Below are 21,809 nucleotides of genomic sequence, written 5' to 3' on the forward strand. Positions count from 1 at the left end.
CCTAAAGCGGGAGGTAGGCGCCAAGCATGGTCATTCCCGCAGCAGTGGTCAGCCGCTCCGCGCAAGGACACCCTCGAGCGCCATCGTGACCAGGCGCTCGGCCTCCTGGGGCCCGGACTGCTGTGCGGCGAGCGAGATCGCGTTGACCAGCGTGAGCAGGTCCGCCGTCGTGACGTCGCGCCGCACCGCCCCTGCATCCACCGCGCGGCGGCGCAGCGGCTCGCCCGCCGCGACCAGGTGCGACTGACACGTCTCGCTCTCCTCGGCCGGCGCGTTCAGGAGCGAGGCGGCGAGCCCGCGCGTCGTGGTCGAGTAGACCGCCACCTCTCTCAGCCAGGTCGTCAGGCCGTCGAGCGCGTCCGGCGCGGCACCCAGCTCCGTCGCGCGGTCGAAGAGGCAGCCGATGCGCTCCGCGAAGACAGCCTCCATGAGCGACCAGCGAGACGGGAAGTGCCGGTGCAGCGTGGCCGAGCCCACGCCGGCGGACCGGGCGATCGCCTCGAGCGACGCCTCGGCTCCGTCGCGGGCGATCGCCTCAGAGGCCGCGCTCACGATGCGGGCGTAGTTGCGTTGTGCGTCTGCTCTCATGATCCGCCGTTGCCAAAGTGGGGTGGTGCCCCATATGTTAGCCGAGACAAGAACCGGGGGCCTACCCCACTTATTACAGGAGGACTCTCATGGCCGTACTCGTCATCGGAGCGACGGGCAACCAGGGCGGGGCGACGGCGCGGGCGTTGCTGGACCGGGGGGTCGGGGTGCGCGCGCTGGTCCGCGACCTGGGTTCGGACAAGGCTCTGGCGCTGCGCGAGCGCGGCGCGGAGCTGGTGACCGGGGACCTGGACGACCTGCCGTCGCTGATCACGGCGGCCGAGGGGACGGATGGCGTGTTCTCCATCCCCTACCCCGACGTGAACGACCTGGGAGGCGACGCCGAGGTGGTCCGGGGGCGCAACGTCGTCGAGGCCGCCCGCAGGGCAGGGGTGACGCACCTGGTGCACAGCAGCGTCTCCGGCGCGGGCGACTTTCACCGCACGCAGCCCGGCTGGGCCGAGGGCCGCTGGGACAAGCACTACTGGGAGAGCAAGGCAGCCGTCGACGAGGCCGTGCGTACCGGCGGCTTCGAGCATTGGACGGTGCTCAAGCCGGCGACCTTCATGGAAAACCTGCTCGGCTGGTCGTACCTCTTCGGAGACTGGTCCAGCGGCACGATCATCACCGGGTTCGCGGCGGACACCCTGATCCCCTGGACCGCCGTCGACGACATCGGCGAGGCCGCGGCGATCGCACTCACGGAACCGGGCCGGCTGGACGGCCTGGACGTCGAGCTGGCCGGCGAGCTGCTGACGATGACCCAGACCGCCGAGATCCTCGGCGAGGTCACCGGCCGGACGATCGCGGCACCCGTGCTCACGCCGCAGGAGGCCGTCGACCGGGGCATGCTGCCCGCCATGATCAACGCCGTCGAGCAGATCAACGAGAACGGCGCGCCCGCTCGTCCCGAGGACGTCCGGGCGCTCGGCCTGCCCACCACCGACTTCCGCACCTGGGCACGCCGGAAGCTCGCCTGACCGCCCGCGCCTCCGGCCGAGCCGCCGGAGGCGCGCGGCCTCAGAGCTTGGTGACCGCCGTGTACTTCAACGCGATGCGCTTGGTGCCGTTGCTGCCGAAGTCGATCTTGACCACGGAGTTCGCCTCGACGTCCACCACGGTGCCTAGCCCGTAGGAGTCGTGGGTGACGCGGTCACCGATCTCCAGGTTCGGGATGCTCTTCTGGACGTTGATGCCGCCGAACCCGCTCTTCGCGCCCGCCTTCTTCTCCGGCGCGAACGGCTTGCTCCCTCCGGCGCCCGACGACGTCGCGGTGCCGGTGCGTGCATTACCGGACCGGCCTGCCGACCACGTCGACCCCGTGCCCGAGCCGCGCCCGCCGGAGCCGTAACCGCCCGAGCCGTAGCCACCGCTCCAGCCACCACGGCCGGCGCGGATGGCCGCCGTCGACGACTCCCGGCGCCGCCAGTCCCACAGCTCCTCGGGGATCTCCTGGAGGAACCGGCTCTCCGGGAACTCGTTGGCCATGCCGAAGGCTGCCCGGACCGAGGACCGGGTGATGTACAGGCGCTCGCGCGCCCGGGTGATGCCCACGTAGGCGAGGCGACGCTCCTCGGCGAGCTCGGAGTCGTCGTGCAGGGAGCGCATGTGGGGGAAGGTCCCGTCCTCCATGCCCGTGAGGAAGACGACCGGGAACTCCAGGCCCTTCGCCGTGTGCAGGGTCATGAGGGTGACGACGCCCTGGTCCTTCTTGGGCGCCTCCTCGGCCGCGCCGTCGGCCACGTCCTCGTCGGGGATCTGGTCGCTGTCGGCGACCAGCGAGACCCGCTCCAGGAAGTCCGCCAGCGAGCCCTCCGGATCGGTCTCGCCGAAGTCGACGGCCACCGCGTGCAGCTCGGCCAGGTTCTCGACCCGCCCCTCGTCCTGCGGGTCCTCGCTCGCGCGCAGCTCCGCGAGGTAGCCCGTGCGGTCGAGCACGGCGCCCAGCACCTCGGCGGGCGGGGCGCCCTGGTCGACCAGGGCTCGCAGCTCCCGCATCATGTCGCGGAAGACGAGCAGCGGCTTGAGCGAGCGGTTGGTCATGCCGGGGATCTCGTCGGCGCGTTCGAGGGCGGCGCCGAACGAGGTGCGCTCCCGGTCGGCGAACGACGCGACGAGCGACTCCGCACGGTCGCCGAGACCGCGCTTGGGCACGTTGAGGATGCGGCGCAGGTTCACGTCGTCGTCCTCGTTCGCGAGCGCACGCAGGTAGGCCACGGCGTCCTTGACCTCGCGACGCTCGTAGAACCGCGTGCCGCCCACCACCTTGTACGGCAGACCGACGCGGACCAGCACCTCCTCGAGCGCACGCGACTGCGCGTTGGTGCGGTAGAAGATCGCGACGTCGCCCGGCCGCACTCCGTCGGAGTCGCCCAGCCTGTCGATCTCGTCTGCGACGAACCGCGCTTCCTGGTGCTCGTCGTCCGCCACGTAGCCGATGACCTTTGCCCCGGCCCCCGAGTCGGTCCACAGGCGCTTGGGCGTGCGGCCCGCGTTGCGGGAGATCACCGCGTTGGCGGCGCTCAGGATGTTCTGCGTGGAGCGGTAGTTCTGCTCCAGCAGGATCGTGGTCGCGTCCGGGTAGTCTTCGCCGAACTCCAGGATGTTGCGGATCGTGGCGCCGCGGAAGGCGTAGATCGACTGGTCGGAGTCGCCGACGACGGTCAGCTCGGCCGGGTCCAGCCCGCTGTCCTCCTCTGTTCCGACACCCGCCAGCTCGCGGACCAGCGTGTACTGCGCGTGGTTGGTGTCCTGGTACTCGTCCACCATGATGTGCCGGAACCGGCGGCGGTAGTGCTCCGCGACGTTCGGGAACGCCTGGAGCAGGTTCACCGTGGTCATGATGATGTCGTCGAAGTCGAGCGCGTTCGCCTGCGCGAGGCGCGCCTGGTAGCGGGTGTAGACGTCGGCGAGGACCTGGTCGAACTTGGGTGCCGCCGTGTTGCGCTCCTCGGCCGACTGTCCGCCCCACGGCCTGCGGATGGCGCCGGACTCCGCCGCTGCGGCCTCCGCGAGCGCTTCCTGGGTGGCGTTGGCGCCGGTCTGGCGCGCGTAGGTCTCTGGATCGACCAGCTCGTTCTTCAGGTCGCTGATCTTGTTGGACAGCCCCCGCGCCGGGTACTTCTTGGGGTCGAGGTTGAGCTCGCGCGTCACGAGGGTGATGAGCCGCTGGCTGTCCGCGGCGTCGTAGATGCTGAAGCTCGACTTCAGGCCCAGCGTGGTCGCCTCACGGCGCAGGATCCGCACGCAGGCCGAGTGGAACGTGGAGACCCACATGCGGCCTGCCGCTGGTCCCACCAGGCCTGCGACCCGCTCGCGCATCTCGGCCGCTGCCTTGTTGGTGAACGTGATGGCGAGGATCTCGCCCGCTCGCGCCCTGCCGGTGGCCAGGAGATAGGCGATGCGGTGCGTCAGCACGCGCGTCTTGCCCGACCCGGCGCCTGCCACGATGAGGAGCTGCCCGCCCTCGTGCACCACCGCTGCTCGCTGCTGCGGGTTGAGGCCGTCCAGCAGCTCGTCCGGGTCGAGGTGGGCGTACGCGCCGCGGGCGCGCGGTGCCTCCGACTCGTGCGGCAGGCCCGCCAGCCAGTCCGGCTCGGCGGGAACTGCCGCCTCGCCCGGGTCACCGGCGCCCGCCGCCCCGTCGTCGTCCCACTGCGGTGCCGTGCTCGGCAGGCGCGAGATCGGTCCGGGCGACGCGGGGTCGAGGCCGGGCAGGGAGAGGCTGTCGAAGAGGGAAGTCATCGTCCCTAAGCCTAGGCGGGCTCACCGACACTACGGACGGGCCGCGCGGTCCACCCTGCGAGCGGTCACAAAACCGAGGGCTGCCCGGTCGAGGGTGGGTACGGGTCTGTTCGTCGGGTCGGAAGGGGAATCCGTCATGAGGTTCGCACCTACCAAGGGGGCTCCCCCGCCGGGCTCCGGTACCGCGCTCCCTGGGTCGTCCAGCCTCCCCACCGGGCTGGCAGGCCTGCCCCGCCCCGTCGCAGCGGTGGTCGGTGGCGGTGGCGTGTACGGAGCGACCCAGGTCGGCCTGCCGCCCTCGATCGAGGACCTGGCGATCCCCTCAGGAGGCCGTCGATGAGCACCATCGCGTTCCTCAACATCGGCATGCACGGATACGTCAACCCGACGCTCCCGGTCGTCGCGGAGCTCGTCCGACGCGGGCACACGGTGATCTACCACTCGTCCCCGGCGTTCGCGGGACCGCTCGAGGCCGCTGGGGCGAAGGTCCACCTCTACTCCGGCCCGGACCAGCCGGCGCTGGACCCGCCGATCCCCCTGGCGATGCTGGGCGGGCTCGCGCAGACCGCCGTCGACCTGCTGCCCTCCGTGCTGGCGGACCTCCGCGCCGCCCGGCCGGACCTCGTGGTGCATGGTGCGGCCTGCCCGTGGGGCGCCGTCGTCGCGCGAGAGCTCGGGGTGCCCGCCGCCTCGACGTTCACCACGTTCGCGTTCAACCGGCAGGTCCCCAGCCCCTGTCGCGCCTCCGGAGAGCTGCTGGCCGCCGCTGCCGCACGGCCCCATCTCGCGCGGGGCTATCTCCGGGCGCGGAGGGCTCTGCGCCGCGGCTACGACACCAGCGGGCTCCCGCTGATCGACCTCATGAACGCGCGGGAGCCACTGAACCTCGTCTTCACGTCCAGGTCCTTCCAGCCCGGCGCCGACGCCTTCGGCCCGTCCTACCGGTTCGTGGGGGCGAGCGTCGGCGCCCGCCCGACCGACCCGGCCTTCGCGCCGGACCGGCTGGCCGGGCCCGTGCTGTACGCGTCCCTCGGCACCGTGTTCGACGCGAAGCCCGCGCTGCTGCGCTCCTTCGTCACCGCGCTGGCACCCCTTGGCCGCACGGTCGTGCTCGCCACCGGGCACACCGACCCGGCGGTGCTCGGCCCCCTGCCCGACCACGTCGTCGCCCGACGGTCCGTGCCGCAGCTGCAGGTGCTGTCCCAGGCTGCGCTCTTCGTCACCCACGGCGGCATGAACAGCGTCAACGAGGCGATGCAGGCCGGCGTACCGACGCTGGTCGTCCCCCAGGGCGCCGACCAGCCGCTGGTGGCCCGGCGCGTCACCGAGCTCGGCGCCGGCCTCACCGTCAGCACGGAGGACGCCACCGCCGAGCGGGTCAACGCGCTCGCCCGCCGCCTGCTGGACGAGCCGCACTTCCGGGAGGCGGCAGGCGTCCAGCGGGCCGCCCAGCAGGAGGCGGGCGGCTACCTGCGCGCTGCCGACGAGCTCGAGCGGTACCTCGAGCGCGTCGGCGGCGCTCCGGCCCGCCGTCCGGACCGGCCGGCGGGCCCGGCAGCAGGCCGGTCACCGGGCCTGGCAGAGGAGCGCTGACCGATGTCGACGACCGTCGTGGCCCTGCTGGTCCTCGCAGGGTTCTCCGAGACCGTCGGCCGGGTGCTGCCCATCATGGCGCGCCGGGCCCAGCTCTCCCGCCGCCTCGCGGCCGGCCTGGTGGTGACGGGTACCGCGGTCGAGGGCACGGTGATCGCCCTCTGGCCGCTGGCCGCCTGGACCGTCGCCGACCTGGTGCATCCGTCGCTGCCCGGCACGAGCGGGCTGGCCTGGACCCCTGCCCTGGTCGCCCCGCTGCTGCTGGCCGCCGTGCTCGCGTTCCCGCTGCTCGGGCCGCTGCTGCACTTCCTGCTCGTCGCGGGGGTCGGGTGGGGGCTGGTCGACCTGCTCGCCGAGGCGACCGGCCTCGGCTGGTGGGTCGCCGCCGGGTGCGTCGCCGCAGCGGGGATCGGCCTCGGCGCGACGGTCGACGTCGTGCGTCGGCTGATCGGCAGGGCCCTGGCCGGGCTCCGCAGGCCCGTCGGACCGCGGGAGCTGGTCGCATGAGCGAGTTCCTCCTGCTCGTCGTGCTCCTGGCGCTCGGCCCGGTGCTGCTCGCCGAGGGCCTGCTCGCGCGCTACGAGCTGCTGTTCTATGCGGTCGGCTGGCGGGAACCGGCGACGAAGCTTCCTGCGGACCTGCCGTACGCCCGGGGCGCCGCCCCCGACCGCCCGCCGGCCGCCTACCTCGTCTACCTCGACGGCATCGGCAAGCGCCGGTTCACCGACACCCGCGACGGCGGACAGCTCGTCAAGGCGGTCATCGACGGCGCGCCGGAGCTCCGCGTGCTCGGCCAGGTGCAGCCGTACTCGCCGCTGGCCGACCCCCTCGTCGGGCGCCCCGTGTGGGACTGGCTGCGGCACCACGTCGGCATCGTGCTGTTCCTGCACAACGTGATGCAGATCTTCGTCGCAGCGGATCACCGGTACCGCCCCCTGTACAACCGAGCGGTGGGCGCCCAGATCGCCGACCAGCTCCGGCTCGCCGGCTACGAGGCGGACAGCGGCATTCCCGTGGTGCTGCTCAGCTACAGCGGCGGGGCCCAGGTGGCGACCGGTGCGGTCGACGAGCTCTTCGCCGAGCTGCGGGCACCGCTCTGGCTGATCACGCTGGGCGGCTTCCACAACGGAGCGAACGACCTGACCCATGCGCTGCACCTGCACCGGCTCACCAGCTCGAACGACTGGATCGAGCGGGTCAGCACGCGGCTCTTCCCCGAGCGCTGGCGCCTGTTCCGCCGCAGCGCCTGGAACCGGGCCGTCCGCGCGGGGAAGGTGACCGCCCACGCGCTGGACCCGGCCGACCACATCGGGCCGGAGAGCTACATCAGCCCGACGGCGCACCTCGCCGACGGGCGCAGCTACCTCGACCGCACCACGGAGGCGGTGATCGGGATCATCCGCCGCGAGTGCGCGACCTACGCGGCGCGGGACGCGGCGGCGTGAGGAGGCGGGTCGGCGGTGCCGCCCCGGCCGACGACGCAGCGCCGCCGGCCGCCGTCAGACCTTCTCCCAGACCGAGACCTGCTTGGTGCTCTCGTGCTCGAACGGTGACCGGTCCCAGCCTGCCCAGCGGTGCTTGAGCCGCATCCCCGCGATGCGCGCCATCAGATCCATCTCGGCGGGCCACGCGTACCGGAACGGGATCGCGCGGAACCGGCCACCGTCGGCCGTCACCGTCACGTGGTTCGACGTGAAGAGCTGCGTCGCCACGTCGTAGTGGTCGAAGCCGACGTACCCACCGTCGTCGTCCGGGGCCACGGAGACAGGGACCGTGTCCTGACCGGGCGGCATCCGCCGCAGGTCCGGGATGCCCACCTCGATCAGGAAGAGTCCGCCGGGCCGCAGGTGAGCCGCGGCATTGCGGAAGACGTCGACCTGCCCGTCCTGCGTGGTGACGTTGCTGATCGTGTTGAACACCAGGTACACGAGCGAGAACTCGCCAGGTACCCGGGTGGAAGTCATGTCGCCGATGGTGACGTCGATGTGCTCGCCGCCCGGCTTGTCCCCGATGCGGTCCGCCATGGCCCGGCTCAGCTCGATCCCCCACACAGGAACTCCTCGCGCGGAGAGCGGCACGGCGATCCGTCCGGTCCCGATCGCCAGCTCCAGTGCCGGACCGCCGTCCGCAAGGTCGGCCAGGAGGTCGACGGCGGGGTTCACGACCTCGGGCGCGCTGGAGCCCTCCGGGTCGTCGTAGTCGGCGGCGATGCTCTCGGGGAACCAGCCGTCGCTCGGGTCGTCGATCGCGCCGTCGCGCATGGTGTCGGTCACGCCCTCGACGTTAGGCCCGACGGCGGTGTCGGCACACGCTTTTTCGCCCCGTGCCGGACATCGGCCGCGCCCTGACGGTCGGCCGCCGGGGATGCCCTCCTGTCGGTCACAGGCAACGCGACCGTCCACCTGATCGTGGTGCGGTCCCCGGGTGAGAAACGCAGTTCACCCGTCCCGGACCCGCCGGGGCAGGACACGCCCGCCGTAACCTGAACAGGCCTGTCCCACCCCTCTGCATCAAGATCGCTGGAGCCTCATGTCTGGTCTCGTCCGCGCCGCACCGGAAGGGACGGGACCCACGGCCAGCGCCTCCGGCAGCCGGCCGAGCAAGCGGTCGGGCGACGCACGACGGCGCGCCGGGCGGGTCCCCTCCACCGTGGTGACGCTGGGCGTGGTGAGCTTCCTGACGGACGTCTCCTCGGAAGCCGTCATGGCGGTCCTGCCGTTGTACGTCACCGCGGCACTCGGCATGTCGGTGGTCGCGTACGGCGTCGTCGACGGGCTGGTCCAGGGCGCGGGCGCGCTGGTCCGGGTGGCGGGCGGTTGGGCGGCCGACCGCACCGACCGGCCCAAGTGGGTGGCGGCCGTGGGCTACGGCCTGTCTGCACTGACCCGGGTCGGGCTGCTGTTCGCGGCCGGTCTGCCCGCCATCGCGAGCCTCGTCGTGGCGGACCGCATCGGCAAGGGCATCCGCACGGCCCCGCGCGACGCCCTGATCGCCGCCGCGGCGAACCCCCGCAACCTCGGGCGCTCGTTCGGGGTGCACCGGGCGCTCGACACGGCGGGCGCCACGCTGGGGCCACTGCTCGCGTTCGCGGTCCTCTGGGCCATCCCCGACGGCTGGACGACGATCTTCGTCATCTCGCTCGGCGCGGCGGTACTCGGGGTCGGCGCCCTCGTCCTGCTCGTCCCGGACCTGCGGCCACGCCAGGCGGCCTGGCTCCGGACCCACCGGACTCGCCAGGACCGCGGGCTGCCCAAGTGCAAGGGGTGCACGTGCGACGCCTCGGGCGGCCTCGAGCTCGCCGGGCGGCCCTTCTCGTGGAGCTTCCTGCGGGGCGGCGCCACTGTGCGGCTGCTGGTCGTCGCGGGGATCCTGGGGCTGCTGACCGTCGGCGACGGGTTCGTCTACCTCGCGCTGCAGGACCGCGACGGGTTCGCCACGCACTGGTTCCCGCTGCTCTACGTCGGCACGAACGCCACGTACATGCTGCTCGCCGCGCCGGTCGGCCGCCTGGCCGACCGCGTGGGCCGGGGCCGGGTCCTGGTCTGGGGGCACGCCCTGCTGGCCGCAGCCTACGTGTGCGCAGCCCTCCCGTTCCCGGGGGCGGCCACGACCATCGCCGCCCTGGTGCTGCTCGGCGTCTTCTACGCCATGACCGACGGCGTGCTCGCCGCGCTGACCAGCGCCCTGGTGCCCACCGCTGTCCGGGCCACGGCCATCGGGACCGCGCAGACCGTCACCGCGGTCACGCGGATGGTCGCGTCCGCCGGGTTCGGCGTGCTCTGGTACGCGTTCGGCAGCGTGGAGGCGCTGTGGATCGCGGCCGGCGCGCTCGTGATCGCCGTCCCGGTGTGCGCGTACCTCGTGCGCGGCGACCGCCTGCGACAGGACCCCGTGGTCGAGGAGGTCGCGGCGTGACCGGCAGCCCCGCCCTCCGCCGTCGGGTGGCGTTCGCCGTGCTGGTCCTCGTCGTGCTGGCCGGCACGGCCTGGTACGCCGCGGCGGAGTTCCAGCGCGCGCGGGCGGAGCAGAACGCGCCGAGCCGGGTCGAGGTGACCGAGGACGTGCTGGACGGTCCCCACGTCCTGTTCCGGGGCACGGCCCCCGGAGAGCTGTACGGCCACGTGGCCGCCGTCGCGCTGGACGACCTGTCCGGTCCGCGCGAGGTGACGCCCGCCGTGTGCGACCGGGTGTCCTCGGACGGCCGGACGACGGTCTGCCTGCGCACGAGCCGGGGCGTCGTCACGACGTACGAGGCGGAGGTGCTCGACGCCGAGTGGCGGACCACGGCCACATGGCCGCTGCCCGGCATCCCGAGCAGAACCCGGCTGTCACCGGACGGGCTCGTGGCCACCACCGCGTTCGTGACGGGCCACTCCTACTCGCAGACGAGCTTCTCCACGGAGACGACGGTGCGCGACGTGGCGGGCGCGGAGGTGTCCGGCAACCTCGAGGACTTCACGCTCCTGCACGACGGCGAGCGCGTCGCCCCGGTCGACCGGAACGTGTGGGGCGTGACCTTCGTCGACGCCCGCTTCTTCTACGCGACGGTGCAGTCGCAGTCCCTCGGCCACACCTGGCTCGTGCGCGGCGACCTGACCGAGCGCACCCTCGTCACCGTGCTCGACGGCGTGGAGTGCCCCTCCCTGTCCCCGGACGGGACCCGGATCGCCTTCAAGCACGACGCCGCGGCCGACGGCGCGGCGACCCCGCACTGGACACCCGCCGTGCTCGACCTGGACACCCTCGAGGTCACCGTGCTGAGCTCCGAGGAGCGGACGGTCGACGACCAGCTCACCTGGCTCGACGACACGACGCTCCTCTACGGGCTGCCCCGCGCCGACGAGCCGGCGACCACCGACGTCTGGTCCCTGCCCGCCGACGGCACGGGCACGCCGGCCGTGGCGATCCCGCAGGCCTGGTCCCCGAGCGTGGTAGGGGGCTGAGCCGACCTACTCGGCGGACAGGGCCGCGAAGACCGTGACGTCGCACCCGGCGTCGGTACGCGAGGCACCCAGCTGGACCGTGCCGTCGTCACGAGCGAGATCCACCGTGGTGCGGCCCGGACGCGCGGTCGTGTCCGTCTCGGCGAAACCGCCGGTCGTGAACCACGCCCGGTAGGCGAGCACGACGGCGTCGCAGGCGTCGTCCACCGCCGCGTCGAGCGTCACCTGGTAGCGGCCGTCCACGCCGGTCACGGAGCTGGACGCCACCTCGGTGCCCGCGGGCACCAGGACGACGTCGTCGGGGAAGCCCGCCACGAGTTCCGCCGCGGTGCCCGTCCGCTGCTCGCGGGTCAGCCGGCCCGCCGCCGGGCCGGCCGAGTCGCCCAGGCTGTCGCCCTTCGACCGGTCGGGTGTCGGCGGGGCGAGCTCGCTGCCCTCGGCTCCACTCTGCCCGCCACTGCGTCCGTCCGGTGCCGCTGAGCCGGCGGTCTCCGGCTTCTTGCCCTTGCCATCGGTCTTCGGCTTCCCGTCCGGGCCAGGGGTAGCGCCGTCCCCGTCGTCCGGGGTGGGGGCGGGCGTGCCCTCCGCGGTGGGGGCGGGCGTTCGGGTCCCCGATGCCGACGAGGTCGGTCCGGCGTCCGGTCCCGGACCCTGCGTGCACGAGGACAGCACCAGGGCGGCGGCCAGGAGTGGCGCGGCGAGACGGCCCCGGACCGGGACGACGGACGTTCGTCTGCGGCTCATGTCACGTGGCCGGTCACTGGTCGGTGAACACCGGCTCCACCCAGTACCCGGTGCCCTGCCACGAGTACTGCGGGAAGCCGCCGCCGTAGGCGTAGCGGCCGGCGTCCACCGGCGTCGTCAGCGGGCCGATGACGCGCTGCTGCGCGAAATACCCCGCACCGGCCGCGTAGCCGCCCTGCGGCGCGAGATAGGACACGACGTAGGTGGTACCGGCCGTGATGGCCACCGGATCGGGCAGCGGAACCGTCTGCCAGCCCTCGCCCCCGCCCGAGGGCGCCTCCGCGGAGGCCAGGGGCGCCCCGGTGTCGGACCACAGGGTCACCGTGTGCGGCCCGGGGTTGTTCGGGCCCCGGTAGAAGCGAACCGCTCCGACGACGCCGTCCCGGGCCGCGGAGAACTGCGTGCCGAGCTCGACGGCCGCGCCGTCGTCCGCCGACGCCATCGGCGGCACGTCACCGCCGAAGATCAGGCACGGGCACGCGCCGGCCGCGGCCTGCGTGGTGAACGACCACGTGGTGGGCGCGATGGTGCCTCCGTCGGTGGTGGTCCCCGCGAACCGGGCCGTGTACGTGGTCCCGGCCAGGAGGTTTGCCGCGGGGTCAAGGGTCGCCGTCGTGCCGTTGATCGCGAGGCTGCCCGGTACGGCCTGGCTGCCGGGTCCGGTCAGCGTCAGCGTGCCGCCGGCCGCGAGCGGCCGTGAGGCAGTGACCGAGACGTCGGTGCTCGCCTGCACGTCGAAGGCGCCGGCGGACGGCGTCCGCGAGACGACGGTGGGGGCGACGGGCGACGGCGTGTACGCCACGTCCACGAGGTAGCTCGAGGAGGTCGACGTCGTCGGGCGGCCCGAGCCGTAGAGGTACACCCCGGCGTTCTGCGGCGTGCTCAGGTCCCCGACGGTCCGGGGGGCGGCGAGCGCACCGAGGGTTGCCGGGTAGCGGCCGGTCGGCGCACGGTAGCCCACCGTGTACTCCTGCCCGGCGGTCACCGCCACGGGCGCGTCGAACTCGACGTCCTGCCAGCCCCGCGCGACGGGGTGCGTGATGGTCGCCTGGGCGACGAGCTGCCCGTTCTCGGCCCACAGGGAGGCCACGAACGGCCCCTGGATCTCGGCCGACTTCCAGAACTGCAGCCCGGAGACGTGGCCGGCCAGGCGCGGCGAGAAGCGCATGCCGAGCACGACGGCGTCCGGGTCGGCGGCGGCCGCGAGGTCCGGCACCGTCGTCTCGTCGTAGATGCCGCACGGGCAGGTCGCTGACGGCGGGCGGACGGTCCGGAAGCTCCAGGTCCCGCCGTCGGACAGCTGTGCTCCCTCGGCGGACCGGGCGGTGACCACAGCGGTGTGCTGGGCGAACCCGGCCAGCGGCGCGGACGGCGTGAAGGTGGCCGTCCGCGTGGGGGCGTCGTAGGAGACGCTGCCCGCCACCGCGTTGCCCGCCTCGTCGGTCACCGTGAAGCCGATGGTCGACGCGACCGCGGGCTTCGAGAACGTGATGCGCACCCGGCCGTCCAGGGGCACGCTGACCTCGCCGGCGACAGGTGCGTGCGCGGTGCCCACCAGCGGGGAGTCGTCGATGTACGTGAACACGGGGTCCACGTAGTAGGCGGTGTTTTCCCAGGACTGGGTAGGGACGGTACCTGCCGCGCCGAACAGGCCGGCCGGCGCGGCACCGAACCCGCCCTGGACGGTGAGCGGCCCGGCGGCGCGCCCCTGGGCCTGGAACGCCCAGGGTGTGGCGGTGTAGCCGCCGGAGGGCGCGGTGTACGACACCACGTACGTCTCCCCCGCGACGACGGGCACCGGGCGGACGAACGACGCCTTCTGCCACCCTGTCGCCGACTCGCCCGTGAACTCCACACTGGCCAGCGGCTCGCCGGCCGCGCTCCACAGCGTCCCGCGGTGCACGCCGGTGTTCGCAGCGCCCTTGTGGAACCGGACGCCGCTGACGTAGCCGTCGGCCGCCGCCACGAACCGCATGCCCAGCTCGACCGCCGACGAGTCGTCGGCCGGCGCGTTCGTCGGGGGCGTGGTGCCGAACACCGTGCACGGGCAGGTCACCTGGACACCCAGGGACGCGGCGGCCCCGATGTTCGCGGAGTCGTCGACCGCACGGGCACGGATCCCGACGGCTCCCGAGCCGAAGATCTGCCCGGTGTACGTCCAGCTCGCGCGGCCCGTGGCGGGGTGCCAGGTCTGGCCGCCGTCGAGCGACACCTCCACGCCGGCCACCCGGCCGGCGGCGTCGGAGGCCGTACCGGTGACGGTGACGCTCGACCCGCCGGCGAACGACTGCTGCGCGGCCGGGCTCTGGATCTGGGTGCTCGGCCCGGTGGCGTCCGTCGTCCGCGTCGCCGGAGTGATGCCGGACGCGAGGGTGTCCGGCTGGACGCCCATGTCCGCGAACAGGTTGACCGTCGCCTGGCGCATCCGGGAGTCCGCGGGGGCGCCGTCGCCGTCGTGCTGCTGGTCCAGGCCCCAGGACCACTGCACCGTGCCGGCGGAGAACACCAGCGCGCCGCTCGCGGCCTTGTACATCGTGATGTTGTGCCTGGTGGCGCCGGGCGCCACGGTGTTGCCGAAGTCCTGCAGGTACTCGGGCACGTCGCCGACGGTCGTCGACATGCGGATCAGGCCCTTGGGCCGGAAGCCGTTGTCGAGGTCCTCGTTCGACTCGTACCCGACCGTGTGCTGGGCGAGCGCCTGGGAGGTCCCGGTGGGAAGCGAGGTCAGCGTCGTGCCGCGCCAGATCCGCAGCTTGCCCTCCTCCGCGGTGACCGTCAGCGGCAGGTCCGAGTAGTTGACCATGTACTGGGTTCCGATGAGCTCGCCCTCGGGGCGCCCGGCCCCGGCGGCGGTGCTCGCGTACCGGGGGTCGCGCCACGTCCCGGTCCACTCGCTGGACGGGTCGATCTTGGCGCGGCTCCAGGTCTCCTTGTACGAGACGAGCGTGCGGTGGTTCGTCGACGGTCCGGCCACCGACGGCTCCCAGCGCGTGCGCCAGTACATCTCGTTCCCGGCGAAGAAGGCCAGGTGCACCCCGGCGTCGCGGGCCTGCTCGACGGCGGTCCGCTGCGGGCCCGACCAGTACTCGTCGTGCCCGACGGACAGGAAGGTCTTGTGGTTCAGCAGCCGGGCTCCGTCGCGGTGGGTGTCCGCCCCCGCGATGTAGGTGACGTCGTAGCCGTTCTGCTCCAGGAACCGCACCATCGCGTACTCGGCGCTGAAGTAGAAGTCCCGGCCGCTCGCCAGCCCGCGAGTGTTGAACGGGCGGTTGTAGCTGAGCTTGTAGGCGCGCTGGTTGGCGCCCCCGGAGTAGAAGCTGGAGCCGCCGTAGGTGTTGTAGGCCTGCCAGGTCGTGTCCGCGGTTTGGAAGACCAGGTCGGAGGTGGAGCCGTCGTCACGCACGATGAACGTGATGTGGCTCTGGCCGCCGGTGTCCGTCCGGGTCAGGTGCGCCACGTAGACGCCGGACACCGCGGTGGCCGGGACGTCCCATCCCGCCGACACCGCCCAGCTCCCGCAGTCGACCAGCTCGACGGGCTCGGACCAGGCGCACTCGGGCTGCGTCTGCGGCAGCGTCACGCTCGGCGTGACCTGCGCGACCTTGCGCGCGCCCAGCCCCTGGTACCAGCCCGTGCGGTAGATGTCGATCGTGTAGGCCCGTGCGTTCGTGTCGATCTTGAACGAGACCCGGCTGCCCGTGTCGACGCTCATCTGGGTGGCGAACCCCTGGATGCTGGGGTCGCCCGCGCCGTCGATCTCCCAGACCTGCGGCTCCGTGCCCGGCTTCGAGTTCTCGCACACGACCGGATTGCCCCCGGGATCGCACGGGGCGGCCTCGGCGGTGGTCGCAGGGGCCACGGCAACCAGGCCCGAGGACAGAGCGAGAACTGCGACGGCGAAGACCGCCGGGACGCGACGTACGCGACGGGACCGGGCTGCTGGACGCGCTGGGAAGTGGCCCATGTTCGTCACTGTAAGGACGTCGACAGCAGTCAGGCAGAGCCAGGAAGGGTTCCTCACCCCCGGTTCACCCGTTTGCACGAGGCGTGCCGGCTCTCTGCCAGGATGCTCCCACCGACACGGAGGTAGTCATGGAGGACCTGGTCGTCATCGGTGCCGGCATCGTCGGCCTCGCCACGGCGCGCGAAGTGCTCCGACGTCGTCCGGGAGCAGGCGTCCTCGTCCTGGAGAAGGCCGACGACATCGCGAGCGCGCAGACCGGCCACAATTCCGGCGTCATCCATGCCGGGCTCTACTACGCGCCCGGCTCGCTCAAGGCCAGGCTGTGTCGGGCCGGGCAGCGGGCAACCAAGGAGTTCTGCGACGAGCACGCCATTCCGTACAAGACCATCGGCAAGCTCGTCGTGGCGACCGACGAGGTCGAGGTCGACCGGATGGAGCGGCTGGCCGTGCGTGGCGCCGAGAACGGGATCGAGCTCGAGCGTATCGACGGCGGCCGGCTCGCGGAGATGGAACCCAACGTCCGCGGGCAGGCCGCACTGCTGTCCCCGGCCACCGGTGTCGTCGACTTCCGCGAGGTCGCCCGGGCGATGGCCCGGGACGTCGCCGAGCTGGGCGGACGGGTGATCACCCGGTCGCAGGTCCGCTCGATCCGTGAGGTCGCGGGCCCCTCGGGCGAGGTGGTCGTCGGCTCCGACACGGGCGAGTACCGCACACGGAAGCTCGTCGCGTGCGCCGGCCTTCAGGCCGACAGGATCGCAGCCATGGGCGGGCTCGCTGTGGATTTCCAGGTCATCCCGTTCCGCGGGGAGTACTACCAGCTACCGCACGACCGTTCCGACGTCGTGCAGCGGCTCATCTACCCGGTCCCTGACCCCGGCCTGCCCTTCCTCGGCGTCCACCTGAGCCCGACGATCGACGGCAGGATCACCGTCGGCCCCAACGCCGTGCTGGGCTTCTCACGCGAGCGTCATCCCCGCGGTTCCGTCACGGCCCGCGACGTGGCGGAGTACCTGACGTTCCCGGGCATGTGGCGGTTCGCGAAGTCGAACATCCGGACCGGGGTGGACGAGATGCGCAGCTCGCTCTTCCCGCAGGGCTACCTCGAGCTCGTCCGCAAGTACTGCCCTGAACTCCGCCTCGAGGACCTGCGCCCTTACCCCGCCGGCATCCGGGCGCAGGCCATCATGCGGGACGGCACCTCGGTCGAGGATTTCTTGCTCCGTTCGACGGAGCGTCAGCTGCACGTGTGCAACGCGCCGTCGCCGGCCGCCACGTCTGCGATCCCCATCGCCGGTCTCATCGCTGACAAGTTCGCGACCGCTGCCTGAGCAGCTCTCGGGACCACGGCACGAAATGGAGGCGGTGGTCGCCCACGCTGAACGAGGTCAAGGGCGGATGAAATATCGAGGGCGCTTTTTCGACCGGCACGATCAGGGCGGAAGAAAATGCAATCCGAGCAGCGGATGAGATTACGGGTGACCTTTTCCGGAAAACCCGCCGACCACCTTCGGGTGAATACCCCTGTTCACCCCCTCCACGGGTTTCTGCAATGTGTCGGGGACGTAAGACTTCCCTCATGCATTCCGCCGCTCCACACGTTCTGGTGATCATCCAGAACCTGCCGTTCCGGCTCGACCGCAGAGTGCGGTCCGAGTGCCGCGCCCTGACGGACGCCGGCTACCGGGTGAGCGTCATCTGCCCGCAGGAGGACCCGGACGAGCCCGCCCGGTTCCAGATCGACGAGACCACCGTCCACTCCTATGCGCCCCCGCCGGACTCGCACGGGCTCGCGGGCTACGTGCGCGAGTTCGTCGTCTGCTGGTGGCGCACCGCACGCGTCTCAAGGCGTGTGCACAGGGATGCCCCGTTCCAGGTCATCCAGGCGTGCAACCCGCCGGACACCTACTGGCTGCTCGCACTGCTCTGGCGCCTGCGGCGCGGGGTGCGGTTCGTCTACGACCAGCACGACCTGTGCCCAGAGGTGTACGTCGCGAAGTTCGGCCACCGGGGCGCGCTGTACCGCGCCCTGCTGCTGCTGGAGCGCGCGACGTATCGCACCGCGGACCATGTCATCTCGACCAACGGCTCCTACCAGGCGATCGCGCAGGGTCGTGGCCGGGTCGACCCGCTGCGCAGCTCCGTCGTGATGAGCACCCCCGACGCCGACCTGATGCGGCGCGGCGAGCTGGAGCCGGGAGCGCGCGACCAGGCAGAGCACCTCGTGGCCTACGTCGGCATCATGGGTTCGCAGGACGGCGTCGACCGGCTGCTGGCCGCCGTCGACCACGTGGTGCACCAACGCGGGCGCACCGACGTGCGGTTCGCGCTCCTCGGGTTCGGGGACGCCCTGGCGGACCTGCGCGCCGACTGCACACGGCGCGGCCTGGACCCCTGGGTGCACTTCACCGGACGGGTGGACCACGCGGCGATCGGCCGCTGGCTGTCGAGCGCCGACCTGGGGGTCACGCCCGACCCGCCCAGCGAGTTCAACGACCGCTCCACCATGAACAAGACCCTCGAGTACATGGCGCACGCGCTGCCGGTCGTGGCGTCGGACCTGACCGAGACCCGCCGCAGCGCGGGCGAGGCGGCGTCGTACGTCGCGGGCACCGACCCTGCGGCTTTCGGCGACGCGATCCTCGAGATCCTCGACGACCCGGAGCGGGCCGGTTCCATGGGCGCGGTCGGCCGCGCACGGATCGAGGGCGAGCTGTCCTGGCACCGACAGGCCGCAACCTACCTGGGGGTGTTCGACGGCCTCACCGGGCGCGCCGGGACACCTGCCGAGACCCACGCGTAAAAACCCGGCAACTGCATTTCATCCTGCATTTGTCTTTCACCCCGGGTGAAATAGGCCCGCGGGTGAATAAAGAGCGTCCGCAGGGTGATTTCGAATCACACCGGCCGGTACGGCACAGGGCCGGGACGTACATTGATTGGAGCCAGGCACTTGACTGTCCGGGCCGATCCGAGCTGAAACCGGAAGAAGGCAGCATGGACCACAAGACCTTGCGGGCGGCCGTCGTGGGCGCCGGCTACTGGGGCCCCAACCTGGCACGCAACTTCGCGGCGTCGGACCGCTGGGAGCTCGCTGCGGTGTGTGACCTCGACGCCGACCGCGCCGCCCGGGTCGCCGGCGCGCACGGTGGAGCCGACGTCGAGACGTCGCTCGCTGCGCTGCTCGACCGGGACGACATCGACGCGGTGGCCATCGCCACCCCTGCCGGAACGCACCACGCGATAGCCATGGCCGCGCTGCGGGCCGGCAAGCACGTGGTCGTCGAGAAGCCGATCGCCGACAGCGCCTCCGCAGCGGACGAGATGGTCGATGAAGCCCACGCACGGGGCCTGGTCCTCATGACGGACCACACGTTCTGCTACACGCCGGCGGTGCGCAAGATCCGCGATCTGATCGCGGACGGAGAGCTGGGCGACATCCTGTACATCGACTCGGTGCGGATCAACCTAGGCCTGGTCCAGCCCGACGTCGACGTGTTCTGGGACCTCGCCCCGCACGACCTGTCAATCGTCGACTTCGTGCTGCCCGGCGGGCTGCGGCCCGTGTCGGTGGCAGCGCACGGCGGAGACCCGCTCGGCACCGGCAAAGCCTGCGTGGGATATCTCTTCCTGCCGCTGGGCAGCGGCGCTGTGGTCAACGTGCACGTCAACTGGCTCAGCCCCACCAAGATCCGGCGGATCACGATCGGCGGGTCCAGGCGGACCCTCGTCTGGGACGACCTCAACCCGCAGCAGCGGCTCAGCGTCTACGACCGGGGCGTCAACTACGAGCAGATCGCCGCCGACGGCGAGGAGCGCCGGGCGGCCACTGTCTCGTACCGCCTGGGCGACACCTGGTCGCCTGCGCTGCCCGAGCAGGAGGCGCTCGGCCTGATGGTCGCCGAGCTGGCCGACGCGATCACGCAGGCACGGGCGCCGCTCACCGACGGCCGCGCCGGGCGCCGGGTCCTCGGCGTTCTCGAGGCAGCGTCGGCGAGCCTCGCCTCCGGCGGCGCCGCCGTCATCCCCGATCCCCACCGAGATCTGGAGCTCTCCGCATGAGCACACTGCAAGGCGCCGATGTCCTCGTCACGGGAGGCGCCGGGACCATCGGGTCGACCCTCGTCGACCAGCTCCTCGACGCGGGCGCCGCTCACGTCGACGTACTGGACAACCTGGTTCGCGGCCGGCGCGCCAACCTCGACGACGCGCTCACCGACGGGCGGGTCACCCTCGTCGAGGGCGACATCCGCGACCGGGACCTGGTGCACGCTCTCACTCGCGGCAAGGAGCTGGTGTTCCACCAGGCCGCGATCCGCATCACCCAGTGCGCTGAGGAGCCCCGCCTGGCCCTCGAGGTGCTCGTCGACGGCACGTTCAACGTGGTCGAGGCCGCGGCAGAGCATCACGTGAGCAAGCTCGTGGTGGCGTCGAGCGCGTCGGTGTACGGCCTCGCCGAGGAGTTCCCCACCACGGAGCGGCACCACCATCACGACAACGACACGATCTACGGCGCTGCCAAGACGTTCAACGAGGGCCTGGCCAGGTCGTTCCGTGCGATGAGCGGCCTCGACTACGTGACGCTGCGCTACTTCAACGTGTACGGCCCCCGCATGGACGTGCACGGCCTGTACACCGAGGTGCTGGTGCGCTGGATGGAACGGATAGCCGACGGGCGTCCGCCCCTGATCTTCGGGGACGGCCTGCAGACCATGGACTTCGTCTGTACGCCGGACATCGCCCGGGCGAATGTGCTCGCCGCGGCCAGCGACGTCGCCGAGGGCGTGTACAACATCGCCAGCGGCACGGAGACGAGCCTGCTGGAGCTGGCCCAGGCCCTGCTGCGGGTCATGGGGTCCGACCTACCCGTGGAGCACGGCCCGGAGCGGGCCGTCAACGGCGTGGTGCGGCGCCTGGCGGACACGACGGCGGCACGCGACGACCTGGGCTTCGAGGCGACGATCGGGCTGGAAGAGGGCCTGCGTCTGCTCGTCGACTGGTGGCGTCCGTTGCGCGAGGAGATCGCCGCCGGGCGGTCTCTGCCCGAAGCGCCGACCCTGGCCGCCGGCGCGGTCGGGGGCGCGTCATGACCGCCGTCACGCCGTCGCGCATCAACGTCATGCAGCCATGGCTCGGGGCCGAGGAGGTCGCGGCGGTCACCGAGGTGATCGAGTCGGGCTGGGTGGCACAGGGGCCGCGCGTCGCCGAGTTCGAGGCCGCGTTCGCGAGCGCGATGCAGGCCCGCGCCGCGGTCGCGACGTCGAGCTGCACGACCGCGCTGCACCTCGCCCTGGTCGTCGCGGACATCCGCCCGGGGGACGACATCGTCGTGCCGTCCTTCTCGTTCGTCGCCACGGCCAACGCGCCCACGTACGTGGGCGCACGGCCGGTGTTCGCGGACGTTGACGCCGTCACCGGCAACGTCACCGCCGAGACGGTCGCCGCGGCGCTCACACCCGCCACCCGCGCCGTGATCGCGGTGGACCAGGGCGGCGTGCCGGTGGACCTCGCACCGATCCGGCAGCTGTGCGACCCGCTCGGCATCGTGGTGATCGAGGACGCTGCGTGCGGAGCAGGTTCGACCTACCTCGACCGTCCGGTCGGGGCGGGCGCCGAGATCTCCGCCTGGTCCTTCCATCCCCGCAAGCTCCTCACCACCGGCGAGGGCGGGATGCTCACCACCAGCCGCCCGGAATGGGCCGCCCGCGCACGCCGCCTGCGGGAGCACGCGATGAGCGTCTCGGCCGCCGATCGGCACAGCTCCCTCGTGTCACCGCCGGAGGAGTACGGAGAGGTCGGCTTCAACTTCCGCATGACTGACCTGCAGGCCGCCGTAGGCCTGGTGCAGCTCGGCCGCCTCCCCGAGATCGTGGTCCGACGGCGGCAGCTCGCCGACCGCTACCGCGACGAGCTGTCCGGTGTGCCCGGCCTGCGGCTCGTCGAGGACCCGTCCTGGGGCACCAGCAACGTGCAGTCGTTCTGGCTGGAGGTGCTGCCCGCGTACGGGACGGACCGCGAGGGTCTGCTCCTGTCGCTCGCCTCGGCGGGCGTCTCCGCGCGGCGCGGCATCATGGCCGCCCACCAGCAGCCCGCGCACGCGGGGCGGGACCACGCTCCGTTGCCGGTGACCGAGCGGCTCACGTCCGGCACCCTGATCCTCCCCCTGTTCCACCAGATGACGGACTCCGACCTGGACCGCGTGGTCGACGTGGTCCGCGGCCACGGGAGCCAGTGAC

The 21,809-nt window shown here is 72.2% G+C and carries 17 protein-coding genes; 12 read left to right on the forward strand and 5 right to left on the reverse strand.

Annotated features, from left to right (window positions below; all coding sequences use genetic code 11):
• Positions 1-48: 48 nt before the first annotated feature.
• Positions 49-552, reverse strand: coding sequence for a TetR/AcrR family transcriptional regulator (locus ACFS27_RS26860; protein ID WP_377190071.1), 504 nt, complete (start codon positions 550-552; stop codon positions 49-51).
• A gap of 125 nt (positions 553-677) precedes the next feature.
• On the opposite strand from ACFS27_RS26860, the gene ACFS27_RS26865 reads away from it, so the two are divergent.
• The gene (locus ACFS27_RS26865; RefSeq protein WP_377190073.1) at positions 678-1,568 is read left to right on the forward strand and encodes an NmrA/HSCARG family protein; all 891 of its coding nucleotides are present in this window, start codon (positions 678-680) and stop codon (positions 1,566-1,568) included.
• 40 nt (positions 1,569-1,608) lie between these two features.
• Here the strand turns inward: ACFS27_RS26865 and ACFS27_RS26870 are convergent, their stop codons facing one another.
• A complete protein-coding gene (locus ACFS27_RS26870; protein ID WP_377190075.1) occupies positions 1,609-4,332 on the reverse strand; it encodes a UvrD-helicase domain-containing protein in 2,724 nt (907 codons plus the stop codon).
• Between the two features lie 136 nt (positions 4,333-4,468).
• On the opposite strand from ACFS27_RS26870, the gene ACFS27_RS26875 reads away from it, so the two are divergent.
• Genes ACFS27_RS26875 through ACFS27_RS26890 form a run of 4 tightly spaced genes read left to right on the forward strand, consistent with a single transcriptional unit; the run spans position 4,469 to position 7,370 of the window.
• Positions 4,469-4,672 (forward strand): hypothetical protein, encoded by a 204-nt coding sequence (locus ACFS27_RS26875; protein ID WP_377190077.1) that lies wholly within the window; start codon positions 4,469-4,471, stop codon positions 4,670-4,672.
• Complete coding sequence (locus ACFS27_RS26880; RefSeq protein ID WP_377190079.1) at positions 4,669-5,925, forward strand: macrolide family glycosyltransferase; 1,257 nt, start codon at positions 4,669-4,671, stop codon at positions 5,923-5,925. Before ACFS27_RS26875 ends, ACFS27_RS26880 begins: the two co-directional genes overlap by 4 nt.
• A gap of 3 nt (positions 5,926-5,928) precedes the next feature.
• Positions 5,929-6,432: a hypothetical protein gene (locus ACFS27_RS26885; RefSeq protein WP_377190081.1), complete on the forward strand. Its 504-nt coding sequence runs from the start codon at positions 5,929-5,931 to the stop codon at positions 6,430-6,432.
• Complete coding sequence (locus tag ACFS27_RS26890) at positions 6,429-7,370, forward strand: hypothetical protein (protein ID WP_377190083.1); 942 nt, start codon at positions 6,429-6,431, stop codon at positions 7,368-7,370. The genes ACFS27_RS26885 and ACFS27_RS26890 overlap by 4 nt, the downstream gene beginning before the upstream one ends.
• 54 nt (positions 7,371-7,424) lie before the next feature.
• On the opposite strand, the gene ACFS27_RS26895 is transcribed toward ACFS27_RS26890, so the two are convergent.
• Positions 7,425-8,186 carry a class I SAM-dependent DNA methyltransferase gene (locus tag ACFS27_RS26895; RefSeq protein ID WP_377191199.1) on the reverse strand — a complete coding sequence of 254 codons (762 nt, stop codon included), beginning with the start codon at positions 8,184-8,186 and terminating at the stop codon, positions 7,425-7,427.
• Positions 8,187-8,454: 268 nt separating this feature from the next.
• Here ACFS27_RS26895 and ACFS27_RS26900 point away from each other — a divergent pair, with 268 nt between their 5' ends.
• Together ACFS27_RS26900 and ACFS27_RS26905 are read left to right on the forward strand one after the other, a co-directional pair.
• Complete coding sequence (locus ACFS27_RS26900) at positions 8,455-9,840, forward strand: MFS transporter (protein ID WP_377190085.1); 1,386 nt, start codon at positions 8,455-8,457, stop codon at positions 9,838-9,840.
• Positions 9,837-10,868, forward strand: a complete 1,032-nt coding sequence (locus ACFS27_RS26905) for a hypothetical protein (protein WP_377190087.1) — start codon at positions 9,837-9,839, stop codon at positions 10,866-10,868. Before ACFS27_RS26900 ends, ACFS27_RS26905 begins: the two co-directional genes overlap by 4 nt.
• Before the next feature lie 6 nt (positions 10,869-10,874).
• On the opposite strand, the gene ACFS27_RS26910 is transcribed toward ACFS27_RS26905, so the two are convergent.
• Entirely contained in the window at positions 10,875-11,612 is a 738-nt protein-coding gene (locus ACFS27_RS26910; RefSeq protein WP_377190089.1) for a hypothetical protein, read from the reverse strand.
• A 13-nt stretch (positions 11,613-11,625) separates the two neighbouring features.
• The gene (locus ACFS27_RS26915) at positions 11,626-15,576 is read right to left on the reverse strand and encodes a DUF4082 domain-containing protein (protein WP_377190090.1); all 3,951 of its coding nucleotides are present in this window, start codon (positions 15,574-15,576) and stop codon (positions 11,626-11,628) included.
• Positions 15,577-15,704: 128 nt separating this feature from the next.
• On the opposite strand from ACFS27_RS26915, the gene lhgO reads away from it, so the two are divergent.
• The 5 genes from lhgO to ACFS27_RS26940 all read left to right on the forward strand — a co-directional run bounded on the left by lhgO (position 15,705) and on the right by ACFS27_RS26940 (position 21,808).
• Complete coding sequence (gene lhgO / locus ACFS27_RS26920; RefSeq protein ID WP_377190092.1) at positions 15,705-16,904, forward strand: L-2-hydroxyglutarate oxidase; 1,200 nt, start codon at positions 15,705-15,707, stop codon at positions 16,902-16,904.
• A gap of 248 nt (positions 16,905-17,152) precedes the next feature.
• Complete coding sequence (locus ACFS27_RS26925; protein ID WP_377190094.1) at positions 17,153-18,376, forward strand: glycosyltransferase family 4 protein; 1,224 nt, start codon at positions 17,153-17,155, stop codon at positions 18,374-18,376.
• Positions 18,377-18,570: 194 nt separating this feature from the next.
• Positions 18,571-19,635, forward strand: coding sequence for a Gfo/Idh/MocA family protein (locus tag ACFS27_RS26930; protein ID WP_377190096.1), 1,065 nt, complete (start codon positions 18,571-18,573; stop codon positions 19,633-19,635).
• Positions 19,632-20,663, forward strand: coding sequence for an NAD-dependent epimerase/dehydratase family protein (locus tag ACFS27_RS26935; protein ID WP_377190098.1), 1,032 nt, complete (start codon positions 19,632-19,634; stop codon positions 20,661-20,663). Before ACFS27_RS26930 ends, ACFS27_RS26935 begins: the two co-directional genes overlap by 4 nt.
• Entirely contained in the window at positions 20,660-21,808 is a 1,149-nt protein-coding gene (locus ACFS27_RS26940) for a DegT/DnrJ/EryC1/StrS family aminotransferase (protein WP_377190100.1), read from the forward strand. The genes ACFS27_RS26935 and ACFS27_RS26940 overlap by 4 nt, the downstream gene beginning before the upstream one ends.
• Position 21,809: the final 1 nt, after the last annotated feature.

The organism is Promicromonospora vindobonensis, assembly GCF_042685865.1.
GTDB classification, from domain to species: domain Bacteria; phylum Actinomycetota; class Actinomycetes; order Actinomycetales; family Cellulomonadaceae; genus Promicromonospora; species Promicromonospora vindobonensis.